The organism is Microbacterium sp. Root61 (assembly GCF_001427525.1).
GTDB lineage: Bacteria > Actinomycetota > Actinomycetes > Actinomycetales > Microbacteriaceae > Microbacterium.
This window is the reverse complement of the sequence record NZ_LMGU01000001.1, coordinates 386786-412995: the sequence shown is the minus strand read 5'-3', so window position 1 is coordinate 412995 and position 26210 is coordinate 386786. Positions and strand designations below refer to the sequence as shown.

Annotated in this window: 21 protein-coding genes; 9 read left to right on the top strand and 12 right to left on the bottom strand. The window is 69.9% G+C overall.

Annotation, left to right across the window (positions count from 1 at the left end; translation table 11 throughout):
• Positions 1-35 precede the first annotated feature (35 nt).
• The 4 genes from hrcA to lepA form a co-directional block, all read right to left on the bottom strand.
• Complete coding sequence (hrcA, locus tag ASD65_RS02025; protein WP_056217728.1) at positions 36-1076, bottom strand: heat-inducible transcriptional repressor HrcA; 1041 nt, start codon at positions 1074-1076, stop codon at positions 36-38.
• 81 nt (positions 1077-1157) lie between these two features.
• Positions 1158-2375, bottom strand: coding sequence for a radical SAM family heme chaperone HemW (hemW, locus tag ASD65_RS02020; protein ID WP_056217724.1), 1218 nt, complete (start codon positions 2373-2375; stop codon positions 1158-1160).
• Positions 2375-3025, bottom strand: a complete 651-nt coding sequence (locus tag ASD65_RS02015) for a DUF1990 family protein (protein WP_056217721.1) — start codon at positions 3023-3025, stop codon at positions 2375-2377. Before ASD65_RS02015 ends, hemW begins: the two co-directional genes overlap by 1 nt.
• Positions 3026-3034: 9 nt before the next feature.
• Positions 3035-4888 carry a translation elongation factor 4 gene (lepA, locus tag ASD65_RS02010; RefSeq protein WP_056217718.1) on the bottom strand — a complete coding sequence of 618 codons (1854 nt, stop codon included), beginning with the start codon at positions 4886-4888 and terminating at the stop codon, positions 3035-3037.
• Between the two features lie 213 nt (positions 4889-5101).
• On the opposite strand from lepA, the gene ASD65_RS02005 reads away from it, so the two are divergent.
• Positions 5102-7861 (top strand): ExeM/NucH family extracellular endonuclease, encoded by a 2760-nt coding sequence (locus tag ASD65_RS02005; protein WP_156378917.1) that lies wholly within the window; start codon positions 5102-5104, stop codon positions 7859-7861.
• A 35-nt stretch (positions 7862-7896) separates the two neighbouring features.
• On the top strand, positions 7897-8640 hold the full coding sequence (locus ASD65_RS02000; RefSeq protein ID WP_056217712.1) for an alpha/beta fold hydrolase: 744 nt from the start codon (positions 7897-7899) through the stop codon (positions 8638-8640).
• Here ASD65_RS02000 and ASD65_RS01995 read toward each other — a convergent pair.
• Both ASD65_RS01995 and ASD65_RS01990 read right to left on the bottom strand, forming a co-directional pair.
• Positions 8594-9865 (bottom strand): MFS transporter, encoded by a 1272-nt coding sequence (locus tag ASD65_RS01995; RefSeq protein ID WP_082561536.1) that lies wholly within the window; start codon positions 9863-9865, stop codon positions 8594-8596. The two genes, ASD65_RS02000 and ASD65_RS01995, sit on opposite strands and share 47 nt — an antisense overlap.
• Positions 9862-11217 carry a GH1 family beta-glucosidase gene (locus tag ASD65_RS01990; RefSeq protein WP_056217709.1) on the bottom strand — a complete coding sequence of 452 codons (1356 nt, stop codon included), beginning with the start codon at positions 11215-11217 and terminating at the stop codon, positions 9862-9864. The genes ASD65_RS01995 and ASD65_RS01990 overlap by 4 nt, the downstream gene beginning before the upstream one ends.
• Before the next feature lie 232 nt (positions 11218-11449).
• Here ASD65_RS01990 and rpsT point away from each other — a divergent pair, with 232 nt between their 5' ends.
• Complete coding sequence (rpsT, locus tag ASD65_RS01985; protein WP_056217705.1) at positions 11450-11710, top strand: 30S ribosomal protein S20; 261 nt, start codon at positions 11450-11452, stop codon at positions 11708-11710.
• A gap of 448 nt (positions 11711-12158) precedes the next feature.
• Here the strand turns inward: rpsT and holA are convergent, their stop codons facing one another.
• The 3 genes from holA to ASD65_RS01970 are packed head-to-tail and all read right to left on the bottom strand — an operon-like array spanning position 12159 to position 16233.
• Positions 12159-13196, bottom strand: a complete 1038-nt coding sequence (gene holA / locus ASD65_RS01980) for a DNA polymerase III subunit delta (protein ID WP_056217702.1) — start codon at positions 13194-13196, stop codon at positions 12159-12161.
• A 9-nt stretch (positions 13197-13205) separates the two neighbouring features.
• Complete coding sequence (locus ASD65_RS01975; protein WP_082561535.1) at positions 13206-15641, bottom strand: ComEC/Rec2 family competence protein; 2436 nt, start codon at positions 15639-15641, stop codon at positions 13206-13208.
• A gap of 1 nt (position 15642) precedes the next feature.
• Positions 15643-16233 carry a ComEA family DNA-binding protein gene (locus tag ASD65_RS01970; protein ID WP_235566580.1) on the bottom strand — a complete coding sequence of 197 codons (591 nt, stop codon included), beginning with the start codon at positions 16231-16233 and terminating at the stop codon, positions 15643-15645.
• 285 nt (positions 16234-16518) lie between these two features.
• Here ASD65_RS01970 and ASD65_RS18895 point away from each other — a divergent pair, with 285 nt between their 5' ends.
• Positions 16519-17124 carry a DUF2510 domain-containing protein gene (locus ASD65_RS18895; protein ID WP_056217699.1) on the top strand — a complete coding sequence of 202 codons (606 nt, stop codon included), beginning with the start codon at positions 16519-16521 and terminating at the stop codon, positions 17122-17124.
• Between the two features lie 86 nt (positions 17125-17210).
• Complete coding sequence (locus ASD65_RS01960) at positions 17211-17468, top strand: hypothetical protein (protein ID WP_056217696.1); 258 nt, start codon at positions 17211-17213, stop codon at positions 17466-17468.
• Between the two features lie 138 nt (positions 17469-17606).
• Here the strand turns inward: ASD65_RS01960 and leuS are convergent, their stop codons facing one another.
• Both leuS and ASD65_RS01950 read right to left on the bottom strand, forming a co-directional pair.
• Positions 17607-20198: a leucine--tRNA ligase gene (leuS, locus tag ASD65_RS01955; RefSeq protein ID WP_442922431.1), complete on the bottom strand. Its 2592-nt coding sequence runs from the start codon at positions 20196-20198 to the stop codon at positions 17607-17609.
• 69 nt (positions 20199-20267) lie between these two features.
• Entirely contained in the window at positions 20268-21575 is a 1308-nt protein-coding gene (locus tag ASD65_RS01950; RefSeq protein WP_056217693.1) for an anthranilate synthase component I family protein, read from the bottom strand.
• Positions 21576-21617: 42 nt separating this feature from the next.
• Here ASD65_RS01950 and ASD65_RS01945 point away from each other — a divergent pair, with 42 nt between their 5' ends.
• From ASD65_RS01945 to ASD65_RS01930, 4 genes are read left to right on the top strand one after another with little or no spacing between them, the layout of a single operon-like run.
• Positions 21618-22310, top strand: coding sequence for a DedA family protein (locus ASD65_RS01945; protein ID WP_056217690.1), 693 nt, complete (start codon positions 21618-21620; stop codon positions 22308-22310).
• A gap of 4 nt (positions 22311-22314) precedes the next feature.
• Entirely contained in the window at positions 22315-23370 is a 1056-nt protein-coding gene (locus ASD65_RS01940; RefSeq protein ID WP_056217687.1) for an App1 family protein, read from the top strand.
• Positions 23371-23404: 34 nt separating this feature from the next.
• Positions 23405-24118: an SOS response-associated peptidase gene (locus tag ASD65_RS01935; RefSeq protein ID WP_056217683.1), complete on the top strand. Its 714-nt coding sequence runs from the start codon at positions 23405-23407 to the stop codon at positions 24116-24118.
• Positions 24115-25074 carry a 3-methyladenine DNA glycosylase gene (locus ASD65_RS01930; protein WP_235566579.1) on the top strand — a complete coding sequence of 320 codons (960 nt, stop codon included), beginning with the start codon at positions 24115-24117 and terminating at the stop codon, positions 25072-25074. The genes ASD65_RS01935 and ASD65_RS01930 overlap by 4 nt, the downstream gene beginning before the upstream one ends.
• Here ASD65_RS01930 and ASD65_RS01925 read toward each other — a convergent pair.
• Positions 24995-26206 (bottom strand): glycoside hydrolase family 3 N-terminal domain-containing protein, encoded by a 1212-nt coding sequence (locus ASD65_RS01925; protein ID WP_235566578.1) that lies wholly within the window; start codon positions 26204-26206, stop codon positions 24995-24997. The two genes, ASD65_RS01930 and ASD65_RS01925, sit on opposite strands and share 80 nt — an antisense overlap.
• Positions 26207-26210 lie beyond the last annotated feature (4 nt).

The following is a 26210-nucleotide window of genomic DNA, read 5'->3' as shown; positions in this document are numbered from 1 at the left end:
ATCCGCGGGATCGTTCGTTCAGGGATGCCGGCGCCCTAGCGGGCGCTGTCGTCTTCTTCCAGCATCCGAGTGAGATAGCGCGCGACGGCACGGACCGCCGCGAGATTGGTGGGATAGTCCATGCGCATCGGGCCCAGTACGCCGACGCGCGCGTGCCCGCTGGTCACGTCGTAGTCGCTCGCGAGGACGGATGCCTCGGACAGGCCGAACTGCTCGTTCTCGCGTCCGATGCTCGCCGCCAGACCGTGCTCGTCGGCGACCATCTCGCTCATCAGCCGCAGCAGGGTGACCTGCTCCTCGATCGCCTCGAGCAGCGGATAGATGCTGCCGCGGAAGTCGGACTCGCGTCGTGCGAGGTTGGCCGCGCCCGCCATCAGCATGCGGTCCTGCCGGAACTCGTCGAGCTCCTCCGCCAAGATGCGCGCGATCGAATCCGCCGCGGCCGAATCGCGGGTGACCGCCGTGGACTCGGTCTCGAGCATCTCGGCGACGCGCTGGGCGCCGTCACGGACGGAGCGCCCGACGACCAGGGCCGCCATGCGGCTGCGGAGGCGAGCGAGATCGGTCTCGTCGAACTCTTCACGGACGGTGGCGATGCGCTGCGAGACGCGGCCGGTGTCGGTGACGACGATGACCAGCATCCGCCCACTGCCGAGGTCGACGAGCTCGACGTGCGTCACGCTGGCGCGCGCGAACGACGGATACTGCACGATCGCGACCTGGCCGGTGAGCTGGGTGAGGGCGCGGACCGTGCGCGAGAGCAGGTCGTCGAGGTCGGCGGGACCTTCGAGGAAGGACGAGATCGCCGTGCGCTGCGAGTGGTTGAGTGGTCGCAGCTCGGCGAGGTGGTCGACGAAGACGCGATACCCCTTGTCGGTCGGCACCCGGCCGGACGAGGTGTGCGGAGCCGCGATCAGATCCTCATCCTCGAGCAGCGCCATATCGTTGCGGATCGTTGCGGCCGACACGCCGAAGGCGTGGCGCTCGACGATGGCCTTGCTGCCCACGGGTTCGCGGGTGTCGACGTAGTCCTGCACGATCGCGCGCAGCACCTGAAGCCCTCGGTCGGTGACCATCTCGCCTCCTCCCACGCCTGGCACTCACATGTCTGGAGTGCCAATTCTACCGGATCGAGCCGGATGCGGCCGGGAGGCGCGTCAGTCTGTCAGCGCGCGCACGACCGCGTCCGCGAGCAGACGCCCGCGCCGGGTCAGCACGATGCGTCCGTGGACGGCGGCCGTGCCGTCGATCAGTCCGTCGGCGATGAGCGCCGCGACCGCGTGGCGCCCCTCGCCGAGCAGCTCCGAGATCGGCAGCCCTTCGCGGATGCGCGAGCGCAGCAGCACGTTCTCGAGGGCCCGTGCCTCGGCATCCGGTGTCTCCCGACCCGCCGCGGGCGACTCGCCCGCGGTGACGCGCTGCGCGTAGGCCGCGGGGTGCTTGACGTTCCAGAAGCGCAGCCCGGCGACGTGGCTGTGCGCGCCGGGGCCGAATCCCCACCAGTCCGTCCCCTGCCAGTACGCGAGGTTGTGGCGGGAGCGGTGCTCGGGCCCCATGGACCAGTTCGACACCTCGTACCAGTCATACCCGGCTGCGGCGAGCAGGTCGTCGACGAGCTCGTACATGTCGGCCTGCAGGTCGTCGTCGGGCGCCGGGACCTCGCCGCGACGGATCTGGCGGGCGAGCTTGGTGCCATCCTCGATGATCAGCGCGTACGCCGAGATGTGGTCGGGTGCCAGCGCGATCGCGGTCTCGACCGAGAGACGCCAGTCCTCCAGCGACTCCCCCGGTGCGCCGTAGATCAGGTCGACGCTCACGTCGAGGCCCGCCGCACGTGCCGCCGCGACGGCGGTGGCGACGTTGGCCGGGTTGTGGGTGCGGTCGAGTGCGGCCAGGACATGGGGCACAGCGGACTGCATACCGATCGAGAAGCGCGTGACTCCGGATGCCGCGAGCTCCTCGGCGACCGTGGTCGTGACCGTGTCGGGGTTCGCCTCGACCGTGATCTCGGCGCCGGGGCGGATGCCGAACGTGTCGCGGACGCCCTGCAGCATGCGCCCGAGGTCGCCGGATGGCAGCAGCGTCGGGGTGCCGCCGCCGAAGAAGACGGTTGAAGCGGGGCGGAGAGGTCCGGCCTCGGCCAGCACGCTGCGGGCGAAGTCGACCTCACGCAGCAGGGTGTCGGCGTACTCGTCCTGGCGTGCACCGCGCAGCTCGCTGGCGGTGTAGGTGTTGAAGTCGCAGTAGCCGCAGCGCACACGGCAGAACGGGACGTGCAGGTAGACGCCGAAGTCCGCATCGGGATCGATGCGGGATTCGGCCGGGAGACGGCCGTCCACCGGCGCCGGGTCTCCCAGCGGCAGGGCGGAGCCCATCAGGCGGGGGTCGTGTACAGGGGCGAGATCGCCCGGAGGTACCGCGTGAACAGGGCTTGACGACGACGACGAGTGAGCCGCGGGAACATCCGATAGAAGAACGAGACCGGCGCATCGAACGCGCGCACCGTGAACCAGACCTCGTCGTTGGGGTGCCACTCGAGCATGAACGACTCCTCGCCGCTCACGACCGAGCCCCCGACGGTGCCGAGCGCGAACCCGACGCGTCGCGGCTCCTCGACGGCGAAGATGACGCGCAGCTCGCCGTCGGCGCGCATCCCGTCCACTCGCCCGCTGAGCGAGATCGTCGTACCGGCGCCGACGTACGGCGTGCCGTCCGAGTCGAACCGCTGGTCGGCCTCCATGCGACTGGGCGTGACGGGGTTGCCCTCGTCGTCGAAGCTCACGCCCGCGTACATCGGACCGGCCGCCGGGCGCACATCGCTCAGCTCCAGTCCGCCGCCGCGCTGCGCGGTCCACGACAGCAGCGCCTCGCCGGCCGAGGTGAAGCGCGCCTCACCGCTGCCGATGCGCCACGACTCCTCCGCCGGGATGCTGCGCTCCGGCGGGTACTGCATCAGATCCGGCGCCTGCGTGGCGCCGACTGCGGCGTAGTCGACGGTTTCGTCCCTGAACGTTCCGCGGCGCATGAGAAAAGCCTACTTCGCGTCCTTCTTCTCGGTATCGCCCGAGAGTGCGGCGATGAACGCCTCCTGGGGCACTTCCACGCGACCGACCATCTTCATGCGCTTCTTGCCCTCCTTCTGCTTCTCCAGCAGCTTGCGCTTACGGCTGATATCGCCGCCGTAGCACTTGGCAAGGACGTCCTTGCGCATGGCGCGGATCGATTCGCGCGCGATGATGCGGGCGCCGATGGCGGCCTGGATGGGCACCTCGAACTGCTGGCGCGGGATGAGCTTCTTGAGGCGCTCGGTCATGAGCACGCCGTACGCGTACGCCTTGTCGCGGTGCACGATCGCGCTGAACGCGTCGACCGGCTCGCCCTGCAGCAGGATGTCGACCTTCACGAGGTCGGCCTCCTGGTCGCCGCTCGGCTCGTAGTCGAGGGAGGCGTAGCCGGCAGTCTTGGACTTCAGGTGATCGAAGAAGTCGAAGACGATCTCACCGAGGGGCATCGAGTAGCGGATCTCGACGCGGTCCTCACCGAGGTACTCCATGCCGAGCAGCGTGCCGCGACGCGACTGGCACAGCTCCATGATCGTGCCGACGTAGTCCTTGGGCGCGAGGATCGCGGCCTTGACCATCGGCTCGGTCACGCTGGAGATCTTGGTGCCCGAGGGGAACTCGCTCGGGTTGGTGACGACGAACTTCTTCTTGTCGTCGGTGATGACCTCGTACGTCACGGACGGTGCCGTCGAGATGAGGTCGAGACCGAACTCGCGCTCCAGGCGCTCGGTGACGATCTCGAGGTGCAGGAGGCCCAGGAAGCCGCAGCGGAAACCGAAGCCGAGCGCGACCGAGGTCTCCGGCTCGTAGTTGAGCGAGGCGTCCGAGAGCTTCAGCTTGTCGAGCGCTTCGCGCAGCACCGGGTAGTCGCTGCCGTCGATCGGGTACAGGCCCGAGAAGACCATGGGCTTCGGGTCCGTGTAGCCGGGCAGCGCCTCTTTGGAGGGCTTGGCGGCACTGGTGACCGTGTCGCCGACCTTCGACTGGCGCACGTCCTTCACACCCGTGATGAGGTAGCCCACCTCGCCGACGCCGAGACCCTTGGTGGGGGTCGGCTCGGGCGAGGAGACGCCGATCTCGAGAAGCTCGTGCACTGCACGGGTCGACATCATCTGGATGCGCTCGCGCGGGTTGAGCTTGCCGTCGATCATGCGGACGTAGGTGATCACGCCGCGGTAGGAGTCATAGACGGAGTCGAAGATCATCGCGCGAGTGGGCGCGTTCGGGTCGCCCTTCGGGGCGGGGATCTTCGCGACGACGTGATCGAGGAGCTCTTCCACGCCCATGCCGGTCTTGCCGCTGACGCGCAGGACGTCTTCGGGCTTGCCGCCGATCAGGCTGGCCAGCTCCTTGGCGTACTTCTCCGGGTCGGCCGCCGGAAGGTCGATCTTGTTCAGCACCGGAATGATCTGCAGATCGTTCTCGAGCGCCAGGTACAGGTTCGCGAGCGTCTGGGCCTCGATGCCCTGCGCGGCGTCCACCAGCAGGATCGCGCCCTCGCATGCGGCGAGCGAGCGGCTGACCTCGTACGTGAAGTCGACGTGACCGGGCGTGTCGATCATGTTCAGCGCGAAGGTGCCGTCGGCCGTGGCCCACGGCATCCGCACCGCCTGACTCTTGATCGTGATGCCGCGCTCGCGCTCGATGTCCATGCGGTCGAGATACTGCGCGCGCATGTCGCGATCGGAGACCACACCGGTGATCTGCAGCATGCGGTCGGCAAGCGTCGACTTGCCGTGGTCGATGTGGGCGATGATGCAGAAGTTACGAAGCAGCTCGGGCGGCGTGGCCGACGGTTCGAGGGGCTTGAGGGCGCGAGGTGACATGTCACCTTGATTCTACCGGGGTGGGATGCCTCAACACGGCCGGGCGGTGTTCACCGAGTGTTGGGCGCGATGCCTCTTGTGTCGGCGTCGGCCGATCGACAGGGTAGAGCCGGGGAGAGCGATGAGCCCGACACCGGGCGATTCACACGATCGAAGGAGTCCAGCGCAGTGAACCACCTCGCCTCTCGCGTGCCGTCCGCCTCCCGGGTGCGCATGCCGCTGCTGGCCGGCCTCGCCGCCGCCACGCTCGCCGTCTCCGTCCTCGCCCTTCCGGCCGCCTCCTCGGCGGCCGTTTCTGCGAGCGCTCCCGTCGTGATCAACGAGATCTACGGCGGTGGAGGAAACGCCGGCGCCGCCTTCAACCGCGACTTCATCGAGCTGCGCAACGTCAGCGCCGCGCCGGTGAACATCAACGGATGGAGCGTGCAGTACGCGTCCACCGCGGGGGTCAACTGGCAGGTCACCCCACTGACGAATGTGACGCTCCCTCCCGGAGGGACTTATCTCGTCGGCGAGGCGACCGGCGCGAACGTGGCGCTGCCGTCCTTCCTGCCCGACGCCGACGGCGTCATTCCGATGTCTGGCACCGCGGGCAAGGTCGCCCTCGTCGACTCCGTCACCGCGCTCAGCGGCGGGCTGAGCATGGCTGCCCTGCCGCAGGTGGTGGATTACGTCGGCTGGGGCACGGCGAGCGACTTCGCCGGCACCGGCGCTGCCCCGGTGACCAACAACGGCACCTCCGTGGCGCGGAATGCGGCATCCGTCAACACGGCGAACAACGCCGCCGACTTCACGGCCGGCGTGCCTACGCCGACGCCGGCGGGAACGATTCCCGACCCTGATCCCGATCCGGATCCCGAGACCGTGACGATCGCCCAGATCCAGAGCGCTCCGGGGTACGTCGACAAGGCCGTCACCACAACCGGCGTCGTCACCGCCCGCTATGCCAGCGGCGGATTCAACGGCTACGTGATCCAGACCGCCGGCACCGGCGGAGCGATCGACCTCGCCACCCACACGGCCTCGGACGCCGTCTTCGTCTACTCCCCCGACGGCGCTGCCGCGGTGAGCATCGGCGAGACGCTCGAGGTCACCGGCGTCGTGTCGGAGTTCAACGGTCTCACCGAGATCACGGTGGCCGCGGCCGACGCGAAGGTCGTTCCTGCGGTCGGTGCCGCACCGGCACCCGCCACCGTCGCCTGGCCCGCCACCGAAGCGGAGCGCGAGAGCCTCGAGTCGATGCTCCTGGCCCCGCAGGGCACCTACACGGTCAGCAACACCTATGCGACGAACCAGTACGGCGAGGTCGGCCTCGCGTTCGGCACGACGCCCCTGCGTCAGCCGACGGATGCCGCCCGCCCCGGGTCGCCGGAAGCGGCGGCCGTCGCGGCGGACAACGTCGCGCGAGCGGTCGTGCTCGACGACGGCGCGTCGACGAACTATCTGTCGCCCGCCAACAGCTCCCTGACACCGCCGTACGTCTCGCTGACCGAACCGATCGTCGTCGGGGCCTCCGCCACATTCACGGAGCCCGTGATCGTGGATTGGCGCAACAGCACGTGGAAGCTCAACCCGACCGCCCCGCTCGTCGGTGACGGTGCGGGCCTGGACGGCGTGCAGTTCGCCGACCTGCGCACGGCCGCACCCGCAGCCGTCGGCGGCGATGTGTCGGTGGCATCCTTCAACGTCCTGAACTACTTCACGACGCTCGGCACCCAGACGGCGACGTGCGTGTCCTTCCCGGATCGCACCGGCGACGGCATCTCGGTGCGCCAGGGCTGCGATCAGCGCGGCGCGTGGGATGCCGAAGACCTGGCTCGCCAGCAGTCCAAGATCGTCGCGGCCATCAACGCGCTGGACGCCGATGTCGTCGGTCTGATGGAGATCGAGAACTCGGCCGCGCTCGGCGAGGCCGCGGACGAAGCCACCGCCTCACTCGTGACGGCGCTCAACACGGCCGCCGGTGCGACCAGGTGGGCCTTCGTGCCGTCGTCCACCGAGCTGCCGGACCCCGCGGGGCAGGACGTCATCACCAACGCGATCATCTACCAGCCCGCAACAGTGACCCCGGTCGGCGCCTCCCGTGCACTCGGCACCCAGTCGGCCGACGACCAGGCCTTCGGCAACGCCCGCGAGCCCATCGCCCAGGTGTTCCGTCCGGCCGCAGGCGGCGAGCGCTTCCTGTTCGCCGTGAACCACTTCAAGTCGAAGTCCTCCCCCGGCCCCTGGCCCGGCGATGCCGACGTGCTGGACGGTCAGGGCGCTTCGAACGAGTCTCGGGAACGGCAGGCCGCGGCTCTGCGCGACTGGATCGCCACGATCCAGGGCGACATCGACTCGGTGTTCCTCGCCGGCGACTTCAACTCGTACGGCCACGAGGACCCGCTGCAGGTGCTCTACGACGCGGGGTATGTCGATGCCGAGCAGTCGCTGGGCATCGAGACCTCGTCGTACCTGTTCTCCGGCATGGTCGGCTCACTCGACCACATCCTGATGAGCGCCGGGGCACGGGAACGCGCGACCGGCGGCGACATCTGGAACATCAACTCGGGCGAGGCGGTGGCACTGGAGTACAGCCGCTACAACGTGCACGGGTCGCTGTTCTACGCCCCCGACCCGTATCGCTCGTCGGACCACGATCCGGTGCTGGTCGGCGTCGCGGCCGGTGTCGACGAGCGCGCGCAGAGTACGACCTCGCTGGTCGCACTGCCCCCGGTGCACATCAACCGTCTGCTGCGGGCCACCCTCGTGGCGTACGTGAGCGACGTGCCCCGCGTCACCGGCACGGTGGAGTTCCGCGAGGGCGACACCGTCGTCGGTTCGGCTGCGGTCACCCGGGGACTCGCGAGCCTGCGACTGCCGGCGACCCTGACCCGCGGCATCCATCAGTACACGGCCACGTTCGTGCCGACGGATCCGGAGAGTGCGCTCTCCTCGACCAGCCGGGCGGTGACGGTGATCGTCCTGCGATGACCTCGCCGAGCACGGGTTCGCTCTAGCCTGGGCACATGGTCGTTCAGATCGTCCTGGTGCACGGCATCCGCACGTCCGCGACCATGTGGCGTGCGCAGGTGGAGTACCTGCGCACGCGCGGCAATCCGGTCACGGCGGTGGATCTGCCCGGCCACGGCACACGGATGGCCGAGGAGTTCACGCTGGACGGCGCGTTCGCCACGATCGACGGTGCGGTGCGGGACGCCGCGGAGCGCGGCCCCGTGCTGCTCGTCGCGCACTCCATGGGCGGACTGGTCTCGATCGACTACGTCGGGCGGGAGGATCCGCCGCCGGTCGCCGGGTTCATCGCGGCGTCGTGTACGGCGATCCCCCGCGGTGTGGGGCTGGCGACTTATCGGGTGCTCGCGCGCGGCTTCGACGCGCTCCCGGATCGGGGCATGTGGCTGACCAACCAGATGCTGGACCGGACCCTGCCGTCCCAGACGCGCGCGGACTTCGGCGCCGGCGGCTACGCGTTCGACGCGCAGGATGTCGCTCTGCGCAGCCTGTCGGTGCTGGACCTCCTCGCCGCGCTCCACCGCATCGACGTGCCGCTGTGGTTCATCAACGGACAGTTCGACCAGCTGCGCCTCAACGAGAAGCTGTTCCTGAAGGTGGCGCGGCACGCCGAGTTGATCGTCGTGCCGCGCACCAGTCACCTGGTGACGGCGATGCGCCCCGAGGTGTTCAACGCCCTGCTGAACGTCGCGATCACGACGTTGGAATCGGCGCCGGTACCCGCGCGGCCCGCGTCATGAAGGCACCGACGATGGACAACAGCGCTCCGACCGCGAACAGCAGCCAGAACCCGCCCACGAGCGCGACCAGTCCCGCGCCGATGAGCGGGCCCAGCAGCTGTCCGAGGTTGACCGAGACGTTCACGATGCCGAGGTCGCGAGCGTTGTCGTCCGCGTACGGCAGCAGGTCGGTCGCGAAGGCCAGGCCCACGGCCGAGAAGATGCCGTAGCCGACGCCGAGCAGCGCGGCCGCGACGAACGCCATCGGCAGTGTAGGCACCGCGGCGAGCATGAGCGAGGCGACGCCCTGGATGCAGGCGCCGATCACCGCCATGCCCCGGCGCTTGCCGATGCGGTCCGACACCATGCCGCCCACGATCGAGGCGATCACGATGAAGACCGTGTAGACGACGATCAGCAGCAGCAGCTGCTCCTCGGCCAACGCGGCGTCCGAGCCGATCCCGTACATGAGGAAGAACAGCAGCAGCGTGGTCCCCAGCGCATTGCCGAGGTTGACCGTGAAGCGACCGGCGAGCATCCACGCGAAGTCGCGGTCGCGGAGGGCGCTGAGCAGCGGTGACTGACGTGCCGCCGACCGCTCGAGGGCGGGCAGCACCGGGTCGGGCAGCAGGAGCGCCGTGACGGTGCCGACGACGACCAGGATGCCGGCCAGCACCAGGTACCCGGTCATCACGCCGAGTCCGAGCACGACGATGACGCCGACGCCCACGACGATGCCGACCGCCTGGGCGGAACCGACGGCCGCGGATGCCGCACCGCGCTGCGTCGTGAGCTGATCGGCGATCAGAGCGGTGAAGGCCGCAGAGGCGACCGCGATCCCGACGGACACGCCGATCCAGGCCAGTCCGACCGCCCATGGGCCCTCGGCGAACGAGATCAGGACGAGCGCGATCGTGCCGAGCCAGGTGCCGCCCAGCGCCCACGGCCGGCGGCGACCGAGTCGGACGGTGGTGCGGTCGGACAACGCCCCCGCGAGCGGACCCGCGATGATCGCGGCGATCCCGCCGGCGGCCAGCACCATGCCCGACCAGACGACGCCGCGGATCCAGCCGTCCGCGTCATCCGGAGTGTTCAACTGCAGCGGCAGCAGCAGCTGCACCGGCGTCAGCTGCACGGTCCACAGCGCGAGCCAGGCGAGGGTGAACAGGGTCATCCACCCGGCGCCGACCTTCTTGGCACCGGTCTTCGTCTCGCCCTTCGTGGCGTCAGCGGATGCCGCGGTCATGCGCGTGCCTCTGCGATGAGTGCGCGGAACCAGTCGAAGGATGCCTTCGGTGTGCGCTGACTGGTGCTCATGTCCACGTGCACCAATCCGAAGCGTTGTGTGAACCCCTCCGCCCATTCGAAGTTGTCCAGCAACGACCAGACCGTGTACTCGCGGATGTCGACGCCCGCCGCGATCGCCTCGCCGACGGCGTCGATATGCCCGGTGAGGTATCCGATGCGGTCGGCGTCGGAGATCGCGGCATCCGTGTGCTCCGGCTCGGGGAAGGATGCCCCGTTCTCGCCGATGATGATCGGTGGGAGCGCGTCGTAGGTGTCGCGGAACCCGATCAGCATGTCGCGTAGAGCGCTGGGCTGGATCGGCCAGAGGTCGCCGAACCCGGTGTGCGGCACCCCGGGTGTGGGCACGATGTCGAACGGGATCGGGCTCTCCGCCGGCGCCGCCGCGACCGTCGTCGGGTTGTAGAAGTTGATGCCGTAGAAGTCGCCGGGCGCCGAGATGAGCGCCAGGTCGCCGTCCTCGATCGGCATCGGAGGGAGGCCGAATTGCTCGAGCGGCGGGTACTGACCGGTGAGCACCGGGTCGGCGAAGATCCGGTTGTGCAGCAGGTCGTAGATCGCGGCCGCCGTGTGGTCTTCCTCCGTCTGGGCGGCGGGCAGCACCAGCGTGTGGTTGTTGACGATGCCGACCTCCGTCGCGCCGCGCTCGCGCAGTTCCCGCTGGGCGAGGCCGTGCGCGAGGAGCTGGTGATGCACGGTCGGCAGAGATGCGAACAGCTCCTGCCGCGCCGGTGCCAGCTCGCCGATCGCGTAGCCCTGCAACGACGTCGAGACCGGTTCGTTCAGGGTGTACCAGTGGCCGATCACATCGCCGAGTGCGTCCGCGACGATCGCCGAGTACTCCGCGAACCGGAAGGCCGTGTCGCGGTTCATCCAGCCGCCGGCCGCCTCGAGCTCGACCGGCAGGTCCCAGTGGTAGAGCGTCGCGAACGGCGTGATGCCGGCCGCGTGCAGGGCGTCGGCGAGTCGTCGGTAGTAGTCCAGGCCCGCGGCGTTGCCCTCGCCCGTTCCCCCGGGCTGCACGCGCGTCCACGAGATCGAGAAGCGGTAGCGGTCCACCCCGAGTGTCCGCAGCAGGTCGACATCCTCCGCATAGCGGTGGTAGCTGTCCGGTCCCGGCTCGGCCGTGCTTCCGTCGCGCACGGCTCCCGGCATCTCGACGAAGTCGTCCCAGATGGAGCGGCCGCGCCCATCGGCGGTACGCGCGCCCTCGATCTGGAAGGCCGCGGTGGCGGCAGACCAACGGAAGCCTGCGGGGAATGCGGACAGATTCACTGATGAAGGTGCGGCCACGAACGGGTCCTCCGGGTCTCGGGCGTTGTCGGCGACGATGCCGGCGACTCGATCCTGCCGTATCCGGCGCCCTCACGCGCTCTGCGGCGCGAATCGGTGGAGAGGCGACAAGGTGATAGACTCGGTGATTGGCTTGCGTGTGGGTTCGCTCCCTCACGACCGCCGTGCGGCAGCCCTCTTCTGCTTCCGGCATCCGACCGAAACACTCCTCAGACACGAAAGACGTTTACACGTGGCGAATATCAAGTCGCAGATCAAGCGCAACAAGACCAACGAGAAGGCGCACGAGCGCAACAAGGCTGTCAAGAGCCAGCTCCGGACCGAGGTGCGTCGCACGCGCGAGGCCATCGCCGCGGGCGACAAGGCCGCGGCTGAGAAGGCTCTTGTGACGGCGTCCAAGAAGCTCGACAAGGCTGTGAGCAAGGGCGTCATCCACGAGAACCAGGCTGCGAACCGCAAGTCCTCGATCGCGAAGCAGGTCGCGGCTCTCTGAGCCCCTTCACGCACGAAGGCCCACTCCCCTCGGGATGTGGGCCTTCTTGCGTTTGTGGTGCGGGTGGCGCGGGGCGGGAGCGGTCGTGAGAAACGAGGTTCCGGTCTGGAAACGCTGCGACGCAGTGTTTCCCGGTCGGAGAATCGTTTCTCGGCGGCGGTAGTGGCTCGTCAGACCGCGAAACTGCAACCGAGGGTCGAGACTGCGGGTAATGCCCACAGTCTCGACCCTCGGTTGCAGTCTCGATGGGCAGCAGCGGGAGACCGGCGGCAGCGGCTAGCGCCCGTCCGCGAGCCGACCGCGAGAAACAGCAACCCGGCCGGGAGACGCTGCGGCGCACTGTTTCCCCGCCGGAAGGTCGTTTCTCGGCGGCGCTCGGGCTTGGCGGGGAGCCCGGGCTAGCCGGATCGGGCCTCGGCATCGCAGCCGGGACCCGGGCCACTAGGGACTACTCGCCGAACGGGACTCGAGTCGCGATGACCGTCACGAGGCGCTCGACGGAGAACACGGGGTCGCGGGAGGCGCCCTTGACCTCGGCGTCGGCGCGGGCGGCCGCCTGGATGGCCATGCCGAGCGTCGCGTCGGTCCAGCCGGAAAGGTCGCGTCGCGCGCGGTCGACCTGCCAGTCCTTCATTCCGAGCCGCGCGGCCAGGGCCGACGAGGATTCCCTCGTGCCCGCGACACGCGCCATCGTGCGGAGCTTCGAGGCGATCGCCGCGACCAGTGGGACCGGATCCGCTCCCGACGCGAGCGCGTGGCGCAGGGTGATCAGGGCTTCTCCGTAGCGTCCCGCGATCGCGGTGTCGGCGACGGCGAAAGCGGATGTCTCTACCCGGCCTCCGTAGTAACGCTCGACGATCTGCTCCGTGACATCGCCGGGGACATCGGAGATCAGCTGCTGACAGGCGGCGGCGAGTTCAGTGAGATCGCCCGCGAATGCCGACACGAGGGTGCGGAGCGCCGGAGACGCGATGCGCTTTCCCGCGGTGGTGAACTCGCCCGCAGCGAAGTCGAAGCGATCCGAGTCGCGTTTGACGGCCGGGCACGGGACTTCGACGCCGCCGCCCTCCCCCGCACGGATCGCATCGAGCAGCTTCTTGCCGCGCACGCTCGAGCCGGTGTGCCGCAGCACGACGGTCGCGCCCTCCTGCGGCATCGAGAGGTAGGCGATCGCCTCGCTCAGGAACGCGTCGCTGCACTTCTCGACGCCGGTGACGCGGATCAGCCGTGGCTCGCCGAACAACGACGGCGAGGTCATGCCGAGGAGCGACCCGGCGGAGTAATCATCGGCGCGTAGGTCGGTGACCTCGAGGCTCGCATCCTCGGCGCGCAGATAGTCGCGGATCGCGGCGGTCGCGCGCTCCGCGCACACTTCCTCCGGTCCCGATACGAGGACGATCGGCGCCGGCTGCGGGGTCCGCCAGGAGAGTTGCGGGATGGCGATGCGCGCTTTGCTCGCGGGTGCTCGTCGAGCTGGTGTCGCCATACCTCCAGCCTACTGAGCCTCGCCGACAGTCCGGCCCACAGATCGCCCCGTCGGCGCGGGAACGGAGCACACCGCGCAGCACGCGGCCGCCGTCGCCCAGCCCCCGGGAGGCGCGCGCTCACGCCACACCACGACCCCGGTCGTCCCGGCCCAGACCGCCACCACCCCGCTGAGATCGGTGCGGGCGATCGACACACCGCGCTCCTCGAGAAGAGTGAGCGTCTCGGCGCGCGGGTGCCCGTAGTCGTTGCCGAGCCCGACCGAGATGAGGGCCACGGATGCCCCGATCGCGTCGTACAGCTCGGGCGCCTGGTCTGCGCTGCCGTGGTGGGCGACCTTGACGACGTCGTAGCGCGGACGCAGGATGCCGGATGCCAGCAGCGACCGCTGGGCCGAAGCCGAGAGGTCGGCGAGGAACACGACCGAGGGAAGTGCTCCCCCGGTGAACTCGAGCACGACGCCGGCGTCGTTGCCGGGCTCGTACGCGCGACTGCCCTCCCGTGGCCACAGCGCCCGCCAACGCGCGTCGCCCAGTGCGCCGGTCATTCCCGCGTGCGCCGCCACCGCCCGGGCCCCCGCGTGCTCCAGGGCCGCGATCAGCGCCTCATCGCCCCCGTCGCCGGGCGGACCGTGCAGGACCACCCCCACCCGGCCGCGCACGGCGTCGACCCCACCCGCGTGATCGAGGTCGAAGTGTGTGAGCACGAGCAGGTCGATGCGCTCGATCCCGAACCGGGTCAAACACGCCGTCAAGAGTTCGGGGGCCGGACCGGTGTCGATGAGGGCGATGCGCCCTGCGTCCCGTACCAGCAGCGCATCCCCTTGCCCGACGTCGCACGCGGCGATCGACCAGGCCTGCGGCACGGTCAACGGTCCCGCGATCGAGGTCAGCGCCGCACCACCGGTCACCACGCCGACCACCGCCGCAAGAACGGCCACCGCGCCCAGATGTACCGAGACCGACCCCAGCCGCACAGATGGCCGTCGACCCCGCACGACGATGCCGATGGCCGCGCCGGTCACGGCCAGCAGCATCAGCCCCCACCACCCCTCGACCCACGGCACGGCGTGTCCGGGGAGCTCGGCCATCGTGCTCGCGACTCCCGAGATCCAGGCGGCAGGCAGCCACGCGACCGCGGCCAGCCCGGAGGCGAGCACGGGCAGCGGCATCGCGAGACATGCCGCGAGACCGACGATCGTCGCGACCGGGGCCGCGGGAGCGGCGAGGAGATTCGCGACCACGCCGTACAGCGGCACGCTGGGCGTGATCAGCACCAGCAGCGGACCGCAGGCCAGCTGGGCCGCGAGCGGCACCGACAGAGCCAGGGCGAGGGCCTGCGGCATCCGTCTCGCCAGTCCGGCAGTCAGGCTCGGCGTCCACAGCAGCAGCGCGCCCGTCGCAGCGACAGACAGCGCGAAGCCGAGGGAGCCGGCCAGCCACGGGTCGCCGATCAGCAGGACGGCGACTCCGAGCGACAGGACGGCGATGCCCGGCCCCGCTCGACCCAGCTGGATGCCGATCATCGCGATCGCCCCCATCGCGGCGGCCCGTACGACGCTCGGCTCGGGTGTGACCAGCAGCACGAATCCGGCAAGGGCTCCGACGGCCGCGAGCACACGAACCGACCGTCGCGCTCCCAGCGCAGCGGCCGCGGCGAACGTGAGACCGACGACGATCGCGCAGTTCGCTCCGGACACCGCGGTCAGATGCGACAGGCTCGACGCCTTCATCTGCGCGTCCAGCTCTGCGTCGACCGCACTCGTGTCGCCGACGGCGAGCCCGGGCACCAGTCCTGCTCCGGGCGGTGGAAGCCCTGCGACGGCTGCGACCAGGCTGCGCCGCAGCTCCGACGTCACCGCGAACAGCCCGCTCGGCGTCGCGACTACTTCGACCCCGCGCGAGGCCGACACGAACCAGACGGCACGATCGCCGGGCCGCGCCGGCGACACGGTCCCTCGCACCACCACGACGGCGCCGACGTCGAGAAGACCGTCGACCCGATCGGGCGCGACGATGACACTCACCTCCACACCGACCGGTTGGTTCTGCGTCCCGATGGTCACGCCGGTCGCGCGTGCGTCGAAGACCAGCCGGTCGCCGGCCCGGCGCTCGATCTTGCCGGTGACGATCGCGTCGACGGTCACCGCGCGACCGCCGTCGACGGGGAGCGCGCGCGCCGCTGCGCGCGCGGGCTCAGCCAGGGCGACGTGGGATGCCGCGGCCGCCGCCCCGGCCAGCACGATGACGACGAGCATCAGTGCCGTCCGAGCGCGTGCATGTCTGCGCGTCGCGAACACCCCCAGCACCGCCAGCGTCCCCACCCACAGCGCCAGCGCCGCACCGCCCGCGACCTCGGGAACGCGCGTCGCCCAGAACGCCACCGCCCACGCCGCGATCGCGACCGGCGCCAGACGCAACCGCCGCAGCGTCGTGCGCACCACCACGTCAGACCGTCACCAGGTCGCGTAACGCCTCGAGCATCTTGTCGCCGATACCGGGCACGGCCAGCAGGTCCTCGACGCTGGTGAAGCGGCCGTTGCTCTCGCGCCACTGGATGATGCGCTCGGCCATCGCCGCGCCGATCCGCGGCAGCGTGTCCAGCGCCGCGGCGTCGGCGGTGTTGAGGTTGACCCGCCCGTCGCCGGCCGGCGCCGCAGCGGTCGCTGGCGGCGACTCCCCCACGACCGGAACGTACAGCTGCTCGCCGTCGCCGATCGGACGCGCGAGGTTGACGGCGTCACCATCGGCGTTCTCCGCGAAGCCGCCCGCGGCGGCCACCACATCCACGACCCGCGCACCGTCGGGCAGCACGTACAGCCCCGGAGCCGCCACGGCCCCGAACACGTGCACGTAGACGACATCGGCGGGCGCTGCATCCGCCGTCGTCTGATCGACCGCGACCGATTCGGTCGGCGCTGCCCCACCGCGCAGGATGCCGATCCCGACCGTGACTGCGAGAGCCAGCACGACCACCACGACCGCAGCCCCGACACCGAGACGCCGGGCGGGACTGACGGGTGCGTCGGGCAGGGTCACCCGCTCACGCTAGGAGCGGCCCACACCTCCCACCGGCGGCGGCGACGCGCTCGTGGAGGCGCGGGCGCCGTTGCGCCGGTGGGGAGGAGCGGCTACTTCGTGCCCCATCTTCGGCGGGGATCCTATTGGTCAGGGCGGTGCTTTCGGATGCGGGCACGACAGCGACCGCCCCAGACGAAGCCGGTGGCGAAGCGCGCGTAGCTCGACCGTCGGCACGGGGCGCCCGAACAGAAGCGGCGCGTGCGCGCCTTCCCCGTCTACCGCGCCGATCGGTAGCATCCGTGCATGGGCAACGCGGAAGCAGGCTGGTACGACGACGGCAGGGGGCTGCAGAGGTGGTGGGACGGCGCGAAGTGGACCGAGCACTACGCCGACATGAGCGGCAGCAGAGTCGAACTGCATGCGGATGCTCCTGTTGCGACCCGTGCCGACTCGGCAGCTGTCGCTTCGACCATTGCGGTGATGCCCGGGTGGTACGACGACAAGCGCGGTCGGATTCGCTGGTGGGACGGACATCACTGGTCTTCGAAGACCCAGTTCTCCCCGACGGCGCACTCCTTCGCAGGCATCACCGTCGACGGCGGATGGATCCACTATCTCGACGCGAGTCAACCCACTGCGGACGTCATCGCCACCTACGAGACGGCGGGCGCCATCCTGGAGCGATCCACCTTCACTCGGGCGACTGCCGGAGGTCTTGTACTCGGTCCGCCGGGAATGAACACCGGTGCGCTCTTCAAGAAGAAGGTCGACCGACGCGAGTTCTACCTCGCCATCGACGGGGCCGACCAGTATTGGATCGTGGCAGTCCCTCCAGCACTAGGCACGCAGGCCCGACAGTTCGTCGCCTGGGTGAACACCGTCTCGCGCCAGCACTTCAGCGGCAGATGACGCAGAGTTGCCGACCGACTACTGAGCAAGCTTGATACGTTCGAGTCATGGTCGCGTTGGGAGTATTCGTATCTGTGGGTGGGGCTGTGCTCTTTCTCACGTCATTCGCGCTCACTCTGCGCGCGAACGCGAACGTCAGGATCCCGTACTGGCGGAATGCGCGGATCATCCCGCCCGGCACGGTCTTGATGCGTTCAGCCGGCGCAGGTCTCACGGTCCTCGGCGCAGTGCCGCTCTCCGCAAACGGGTGGGGCTGGATGCTGATCCTGCTGGGGATGCTCGCCATCCCGCTGCTGATGATCCCGATCCACAACGGTCGCGTCGCGCGACAGGCTGTCGCCTAGAGATCACCGCGATTCCCGCGACGTCGATGCACAGCACGAGCAGCTCGCGGGGTCACCCTGAGCGGCACGTGCCTCCCACCGGCGCGGGCACCGCGCTCGTGGAGACGCGGGCACCGTTGCGCCGGTGGGGAGCAGCGGCTACTTCGTGCTGAAGCTGACGACCTTCGGCGCGCGGACGATGGCGCGGACGATCTCGCGGCCGTCCAGCGAGCGCACGATCCGCTCGTCGGTCCGGGCGAGCTTCTCCAGCTCGTCGGCGCCGATGCGCGCGGGAACCGTGAGTGTCGCACGCACCTTTCCGTCGATCTGCACGACGGTGGTGACCGTCTCATCGACCAGGAGCGTCGGGTCGGCCTGACGCCAGGTCACGAGGCCGACGAACGGCTCGTAGCCGAGGATCTCCCACATCTCTTCGGCCGTGTGCGGAGCGAACAGGTCCAGCACCATCGCGGTGACCTCGGCGGCCTCACGGACGGCAGGATCGGCCGCACCGGCGCCGGAGTCGATCGTCTTGCGGGTGGCGTTGACGAGCTCCATCAGTCGTGCGATGACGACGTTGAACTTCGTGTGCTCGACCAGTCCGGGAGCGTCCGCGAGCAGGCGATGCGTGACGCGCCGCAGCGCGGTGTCGCCCTCCGCCCAGACGACATCCGGAGCGCTGGTCACGTCCTGCGCGATGCGCATGGCGCGAGCCAGGAACTTCTGGGCGCCGGTCGTTGAGACGTCCTCCCAGTTGATGTCGTCCTCGACCGGCCCGGCGAAGGCGATCGCGACGCGCACGGCATCGGCGCCCGGATCCACCATGCTCGAGGCGAACTCGACGAGGTTGCCCTTGCTCTTGGACATCTTCGAGCCGTCCAGCAGCACCATGCCCTGGTTGATCAGGCTGGAGAACGGCTCGCTGAAGTCGATGAGGCCCATGTCGTAGAGGACCTTCGTGATGAATCGTGCGTACAGCAGGTGCAGGATCGCGTGCTCGACACCGCCGATGTACGAGTCGACGGGGGCCCAGCGGTCCGCCATCCGCGGCGAGAACGCCTCGGTGGCGTCGCCCGGGGCGAGGAACCGCAGGAAGTACCACGAGCTGTCCACGAACGTGTCCATGGTGTCGGGGTCGCGCAATGCGGGTTCGCCGGTCTCGGGGTCGACGGTCGCCATCCATTCGGCGGCGCCGCCCAGGGGCGACGTGCCCTTCGGCTTCAGGTCGAGGCCCTGGGCATCCGGCAGCATCAGCGGCAGCTGCTCGTCCGGGACGGGGACGATGCGGCCGTCCTCGGTGTGGATCATCGGGATCGGGGTGCCCCAGAACCGCTGACGCGAGATCAGCCAGTCGCGCAGGCGGAAGTTCTTGGAGGCCCGTCCGGTACCGGCCGCCTCGAGCTCCTCGATGGCGCGCGCGGTCGCGTTGCGGATGGACAGCCCGTCCAGGGTGGCGGAGTTGATCATGCGGCCCTCGCCCACCAGCGCGATGCCGGTGACCGCGGGGTCGATGCTGTCGAGGGAGGCGGCATCCATCGCTGCATCCGTCGGCGCGCCGTGCTCGTCGAGCTCGATCACCGGGATCGCACCGGTGATAGGGGCCGTGGTGTCCACGACGATCTTCACGGGCAGGTCGAAGGCGCGGGCGAAGTCGAGGTCGCGCTGGTCGTGCGCGGGGACGGCCATGACGGCACCGTGCCCGTAGTCGGCCAGGACGTAGTCCGCGGCCCAGATGGGCAGACGCGCACCGTTGATCGGGTTGATCGCGTACTGCTCGAGGAAGACGCCCGTCTTGGGGCGATCGCTGCTCTGGCGGTCGATGTCGGTCGTCTTCTGCACCCGCTCCAGGTAGTCCTGGAACTGCACGCGCACGGCGGAGGATGCGCCGGCCGCGAGCTCGGCGGCCAGGTCGCTGTCGGGCGCCACGACGAAGAACGTCGCGCCGTGCAGCGTGTCGGGACGCGTGGAGAACACCGGAACCTTCTCGGCGCGGCCCTCGATCTCGAAGTCGATGTCGGCACCGATGGAGCGGCCGATCCAGTTGCGCTGCATCCGGATGACCTTCTGCGGCCAGAAGCCCTCGAGCTGGTTCAGGTCATCCAGCAGGCGGTCGGCGTAGTCGGTGATGCGGAAGTACCACTGCGTCAGCTTCTTCTTGACGACCTCGGTGCCGCAGCGCTCGCACCGGCCGTCGACGACCTGTTCGTTGGCCAGGACGGTCTGGTCGTGCGGGCACCAGTTGACCGGGCTGTCCTTGCGGTACGCCAGTCCACGCTCGTAGAGCTTCTGGAACAGCCACTGGTTCCAGCGGTAGTAGTCGGGGTCGCTGGTGTGCAGCACCCGGCTCCAGTCATAGGACGTGCCGAACTGCTTCAGGCTCGCCTTCTGCTGCGCGATGTTGCTGTAGGTCCACTCGCGGGGATCGGCGCCGCGCTGGATGGCCGCGTTCTCGGCAGGCAGACCGAACGAGTCCCAGCCGATCGGGTTGAGCACGTTGTAGCCGCGGTGCCGCCAGAACCGGGCCACCGTGTCGACGTACGCGTAGTTCTCGGCGTGGCCCATGTGCATATCGCCGGAAGGGTACGGGAACATGCCCAGCACGTACTTGCGCGGGCGCGTGTCCTCCTCGCCGCCGGCGCGGAACGGGTCGCTCTCCGTCCAAAGTCGCTGCCACTTCTCCTGGACCGCGTGGACGTCGTAACCGCCGGTCTCGGGACCGGAGGCGGTGGGCGGCGAGGAGATCTGCGACAAGGGAGGACCAATCGTGGGATGCCGGAAACGCGCGCAAAGCGCGTATTCCAGGTTACCCGACCGGGGGAATCACCATCCCGACGGCAGCACGGCCCCCATCGCGGCCAGCGGACCCCGCGCCTTGATGCCCACTTCGGCGACTTCGGCCCAGGCCTCGGACCCCCACGTGATGCCTCCGCCGGCGCCGACATAGGCCCCGCCGGGGTGCGTCACGACGGAGCGGATCACCATGGCGAGGTCCAGCGCGCCGTCGGCGCCGATCCAGCCGTAGCAGCCCGCGAACACGCCGCGCGGCGCGTGCTCGAGGCCGTCCAGGATCGTCATCGCCGACAGTTTGGGGGCGCCGGTCATGCTCCCGGCGGGGAAGGTGGCGTCCAGGATGTCGCCGACCGAGGCGTCCGCATTGAGCGTGCCCGAGACCGTGCTGACGAGCTGATGCACCGCCGGGTACGACTCGACGCTGAGCAGCGCATCGACCGCGACGGTTCCGTCCGCACACACGCGGGAGAGGTCGTTGCGCATCAGATCGACGATCATGACGTTCTCGGCGCGCTCCTTCGGACTTGCGAGCAGCTCGGCGGCGAGGGCGGCGTCGGTGGCGGCATCCGTCCCGCGTGGACGCGTCCCCTTGATCGGGCGGGTGCGCAGGATGCCGCCCTCGACCTCGAGGAAGCGCTCCGGGCTGGCACTGACCAGCGCCACGCCCGCGCTTCGGACGATCCCGCCGTGGTGGGCGGGAGTGGCGGCGCGCAGCGCCGTGTGCACGGCGAGCGGGTCCACCTCGTGCGGCACCGAGAACCGGGTCGTCAGACACAGCTGGTAGGCGTCGCCTTCGCGGATCGCGTCGCGGCAGCGCTCGACCAGTCCGGCGTACTCCCCCGGCTCGTGCCGTGGGGTCGCGACGGTCTGCCGGGGGGCCGACGCAGCGACGGGCTCGGCTTCGGCCCACCCGTGCACCTGCGCGGCGAAGGCGTCCTCTTGCCCGAGCGGCGCGACGGCCCACGCGCGCTGCGCGGCGTGGTCGAACGCGACGAAGCAGTCGACGCGCAGCCACAGCGCCTGCGGCACCGCGGACTCGGCGACGGATGCCGGAGCCTGCATGCGCGCGGCGGCATATTCGTAGCCGAACCAGCCCACCCAGCCGCCGCGGAAACGTCCCCACTCGGATTCCGGGTCCGCCGTGACACCGCTACGGACCTCCCGCACCACATCGGGATCGGCCTCGGGCGCGCCGATGCCGAGCCAGCTCCACCCGTCGCCGGCGTCTGGTCCGGCATCCAGCCAGAAGGCGTGCGGATGCCGCGCGGGACCGCCCGCGAACAGACGCGCGGGATCGATCCAGGCGGGCAGGGCGACAGCGGCCAAAGGTGCGGGCACGTTCCCAGGCTAGAGGGCGGTGCGCCCCCTAGGCTCATCACCGTGAACGAGATCCTCACGTGGCTGCTCGATGCCGTGCAGAGTGTCGACCCCGTCGTGCGGACACTGCTCGCGGGTGTCGCGATCATGCTCGAGACCAGCGTGCTGATCGGATTGTTCTTCCCCGGCGACACGATCGTGATCGTGGCGGGCACGGCCGTGAGCTCTCCGGCCGAGGGCGTGATGCTCGGGATCGCCGTGGTCATCGGGGCGCTCATCGGCGAGAGCATCGGCTTCGCCCTGGGCCGATTCCTCGGTCCCCGCATCCGTCATTCGCGTCTCGGCCGCAAGATCGGCGAGGCGAACTGGGACCGCTCCGAGCGATATCTGCAGCGCCGCGGCGGACCGGCGATCTTCCTCTCGCGATTCCTTCCGGTGCTGCACTCGCTCGTACCGCTCACCGTCGGGATGAGCGGGTTCTCCTACCGCCGCTTCCTGGCGTGGACCGCTCCGGCCTGCATCCTGTGGGCGTCCGTGTACATCTCCGTCGCGGCCGCCGCCGCAGGCACCTACCGAGAGCTCGCCGACCAGCTGCACTACGCCGGCTACATCTTCGTCGGCGTGATCGTCCTGTTCCTGGCCCTCGTGCTCGTCAGCAAGAAAGTCATCGAACGCGTCGAGCGCAAGCATCTGGCCGACGACCCGGCCGCCGACCAGGCAGTTCCCAGCGATGGTGCCGAGGACATGAAAGACTGAGGGGATGCGCGCGACTCCCGATTCCGCCGCGCGCCCCAAGGTGCTGTGGCTCGCGCGTTTGGAGTACCGCTTCCACGCCTGGCGCGAGCGCCGCGCTCGCGCGCGTGGTCAGACTCCCACGGTGACGCCGTTCCCCGGCTACGGCAGCGAGCAGTGGGTGCGCGTCCTCGGTCGCGTGCTGATCGTGCCGCCCGCTCCCCGCACGGCGACAGGCGAATACGCGTCGGTGCGCGGCTGGCGCAGTTTCGCGGCGGTGCCGATCGGCTTCGCCCAGGTGACGATCACCGTCGACGGCGCGACGCACGAAGTCGTCGCCGACCGCGGCGGCGTGATCGATGTGGTGCTGCCCGCGCACCTGGCGCCCGGATGGCAGACGCTCACGATGTCCGTCGAGGGCGGCGTGTCGATCGAGACGCGTGTGTTCATCGTCGGCGCCGACGTCCGGTTCGGCGTCGTCTCGGATGTCGACGACACCGTGATGGTGACCGCGCTCCCCCGTCCGCTGGTCGCCGCCTGGAACTCGTTCGTCGTCGATGAGCACGCCCGCCAGCCCGTGCCCGGCATGGCGGTCATGATGGAGCGCCTGGTGCGCGACATCCCCGGAACTCCGGTCATCTACCTGTCCACCGGCGCCTGGAACATCGCCCCCACGCTGCTGCGCTTCTTCAGCCGGCACCTGTTCCCGCCGGGTGCGGTGCTCCTCACAGACTGGGGCCCCACGCACGACCGCTGGTTCCGCAGCGGCAGGATCCACAAGCTGACCAACCTGCGCCGCCTCGCCGCGGAGTTCCCGCACATGCGCTGGCTGCTGATCGGCGACGACGGTCAGCACGACGACGCGATCTACACGACCTTCACGAGCGAGCACCCCGAGAACGTCGTGGCCGTCGCCATCCGGCGCCTCTCCCCGACCGAGGCCGTCCTCGCGGGTGGACGCACGGCCGTGGACGATCACTCGGCCGCCGGAGTTCCGTGGGTGACCGAGGCCGATGGCGCCGGACTGCTCGAACGACTGCATGCCGCGGGCGTCATCGCCGACGATCCGGAACCTTCCGCCTGATCCGTTGTCGGATCCCCCGCGTACGCTGATCTCTATGTGTGGACGCTTCGTCGTGGCGAATGTCGGCTCCGAACTCGTGGGGGTGCTCCGCGTCGACCTCGAGGCCGATGACCTTCCCGCGCCGTCGTTCAACGTCTCGCCGACGGATCCAGTGGCCATCGTGCTCGATTCCATCAAGACCGAGCCGCCCACGCGTCGGCTCGAGTCCGCCCGGTGGGGGCTCGTGCCCGCCTGGGCGAAGGACCTGTCCATCGGCGCCCGCGCTATCAATGCCCGCGCCGAAGAGGTCGAAGACAAGCCGATGTTCCGCAAGGCCCTGGAGAAGCGGCGCGCGGTGGTGCCGGCATCCGGGTACTACGAGTGGAAGAAGGTCGGCGACGCCAAGGTGCCGCACTACATCCACCCGGCCGACGACTCCCCGCTGTTCATGGCGGGCCTGTACGAGTGGTGGAAGAACCCGGTGCTTGCCGACGACGACCCGGCGCGCTGGGTGCTCAGCTTCACCATCCTGACGCGGGACGCCATCGGACATCTGGGGTCGATCCACGACCGCATGCCGCTGTTCCTCGATCCCGACTTCGCCGATGCCTGGCTGGATCCGACGACCGACAACGTGGGCGACATCCTGGATGCCGCGATCGACGCGGCTCCGGACGTCGCCGAGACCCTGGCTGATCACGTCGTGGCGAAGGCCGTCGGCAACGTCCGCAACAACGGCCCCGAGCTGATCGAGCCCGTGGAGCCGTGAGCACGCTCGAAGCTGACGATTGGCGCGAACGAGAGCGCGTGCACGTGCACCGCGCGAATGAGCTGACCGCCGCGCACAGCGAACGAGCGGCACGGGCCGAGAAACATCCCATCGAGGACTTCCTCTTCACGTACTACTCGTTCAAGCCGGCGGTGCTCCGGCGCTGGCACCCCGGCGCGGGGGTGGAGCTGGAGGATGCCGCCGACTCACCGCGTGCGGTATGGCGCTGGTACGTCCCGGGCGGCACCGCTGACGGGCTCATCGTCGATTCCGCGGGCCTGCGAGGCGCCCGTCCGGATCTGTTCACACTGATCGAGCGGATGCTGCGGCGCACAGCCGCGCGCCCGGGGTCGTTCGGATGCTTCGGGCTGCACGAATGGGCCATGGTGTACCGGCAGGGCGAGCATCGGCACGACGTCCCGCTGCGGCTCGGCCAGGCCGGCACCGATGCGGTCGTGGAGTCCCATGAGCTGCGCTGCACCCACTTCGACGCGTTCCGCTTCTTCACCCCGTCGGCGGTGCCGCGCAACCAGACCGAGCCGAGTCGGGCGCTCCAGCCGCAGATCGAGCAGCCCGGGTGCCTCCATGCCGGCATGGATGTCTACAAGTGGGCCGTCAAGCTCGGCCCGCTCGTGCCGGGAGAGCTCCTGCTCGACGCGTTCGAGCTCGCGGGCGAGATCCGGCTGCTCGACATGCAGGCGTCGCCGTACGACCTGCGCGCGTGGGACGTCGAGCCGGTGCGAATCGAGACCGCGGAAGGCAAAGCCGACTACGTGCGTCGCCAGCGCGACTTCGCGGACCGCTCCAACCGCCTGCGCCACCTCATCGCCGATGCCGCCTTCCTCTCGGAGGACGCGTACGCCGTGGACGGTTCGATCAGCCGTCGGCCGGAGCGCAGTCTCCACACGGCGGAAGGCCGCGGCCTTCCGCCGCCAGCTCCAGCCGCAGCGCTGTGACGCGTTCCGCTGCCTCCTGCAGCCGCTCGGCAGGCAATGTGCCCGCCTCCACCGCCGCCACGATGCCGTCGACGATGGTCGAGGCCGACTGCGCGTTCGTGTAGACGACCGAGAGCACCATGTCGTTCCCGGCCGCCAGCGCTCCGACCGCGTTGGCCACGGGATCGGCGTACGCGGCATCGCCGGAGGCCTGCAGCATCCCGAGGTCGTCGGTGATGGCCACGCCCGTGAAGCCCAGCTGCTCCCGCGCGATGCGGTGCCACTCGGCCGACATCGTCGCCGGTGCCGGATCGATCGCGGAGTACACGAGATGCCCGAACATCAGCAGCGGTGCGCCCGCCTCGATACCGGCTTGGAACGACGGCGCCTGCGTCGTCGCCCATTCCTGCAGCGACAGGCCGGCGGCGGGCAGGCTGCTGTGCGAATCGCCCGGCGCGGCGCCGTGCCCCGGGAAGTGCTTCAGGGTCGACATCGCCTCGACGGACTCGCCCTCGACCGCCGCCGCCACTCGGGCCGCGGACGCATCCGGAGTCGTTCCGAGGGCACGACGGTAGATGAACATCGACGGGTCGCCGGTGACATCGGCGACGATGCCGAAGTTCACGCCGATGCCCGCCCGCTGCAGGAGCGCCGCGCGCCCGGCGAATGCGGACCGGGTCGCCGCGGGGTCCTCGTTCTTCAGCGTGGTCGCGCCGGCGAAGTCATCCCACGGCAGGCGGGACACGTCGCCGCCCTCCTGGTCGATGCCGATCAGCGGCGGGAGCGCCGCGTCCAGCGTCAGCGCGGCGGTGACCGCGCGCAGTTCGGCTTCGGATGCCGGGACGTTGGCGCCCATCAGGATGAATCCGCCGATGCCGGTGGCGGCCATGTAGGCGTTCAGTGCCGCCGGGTCGCTGGTCGGCACGTGTCCCATCACGACGCTGGCAGCCTGTTCGCGCACCGACATCGCCGCCACCCGGGCGGATGCCGCGTCGGCGAGGTCGTCCGCCGCGGCGGCGTGCACCCGCACCGCGGGTTCAGCCGTGTCGGTGTCGCTCGGGGTCGCGGCCTGGGCGGACGACACCGCCGTCAAGGTCAGGACGACGCCCACGGCGAGCGTCGCGCTGCCGATGCGGCGCCGTCGAGAAGTCACCGCC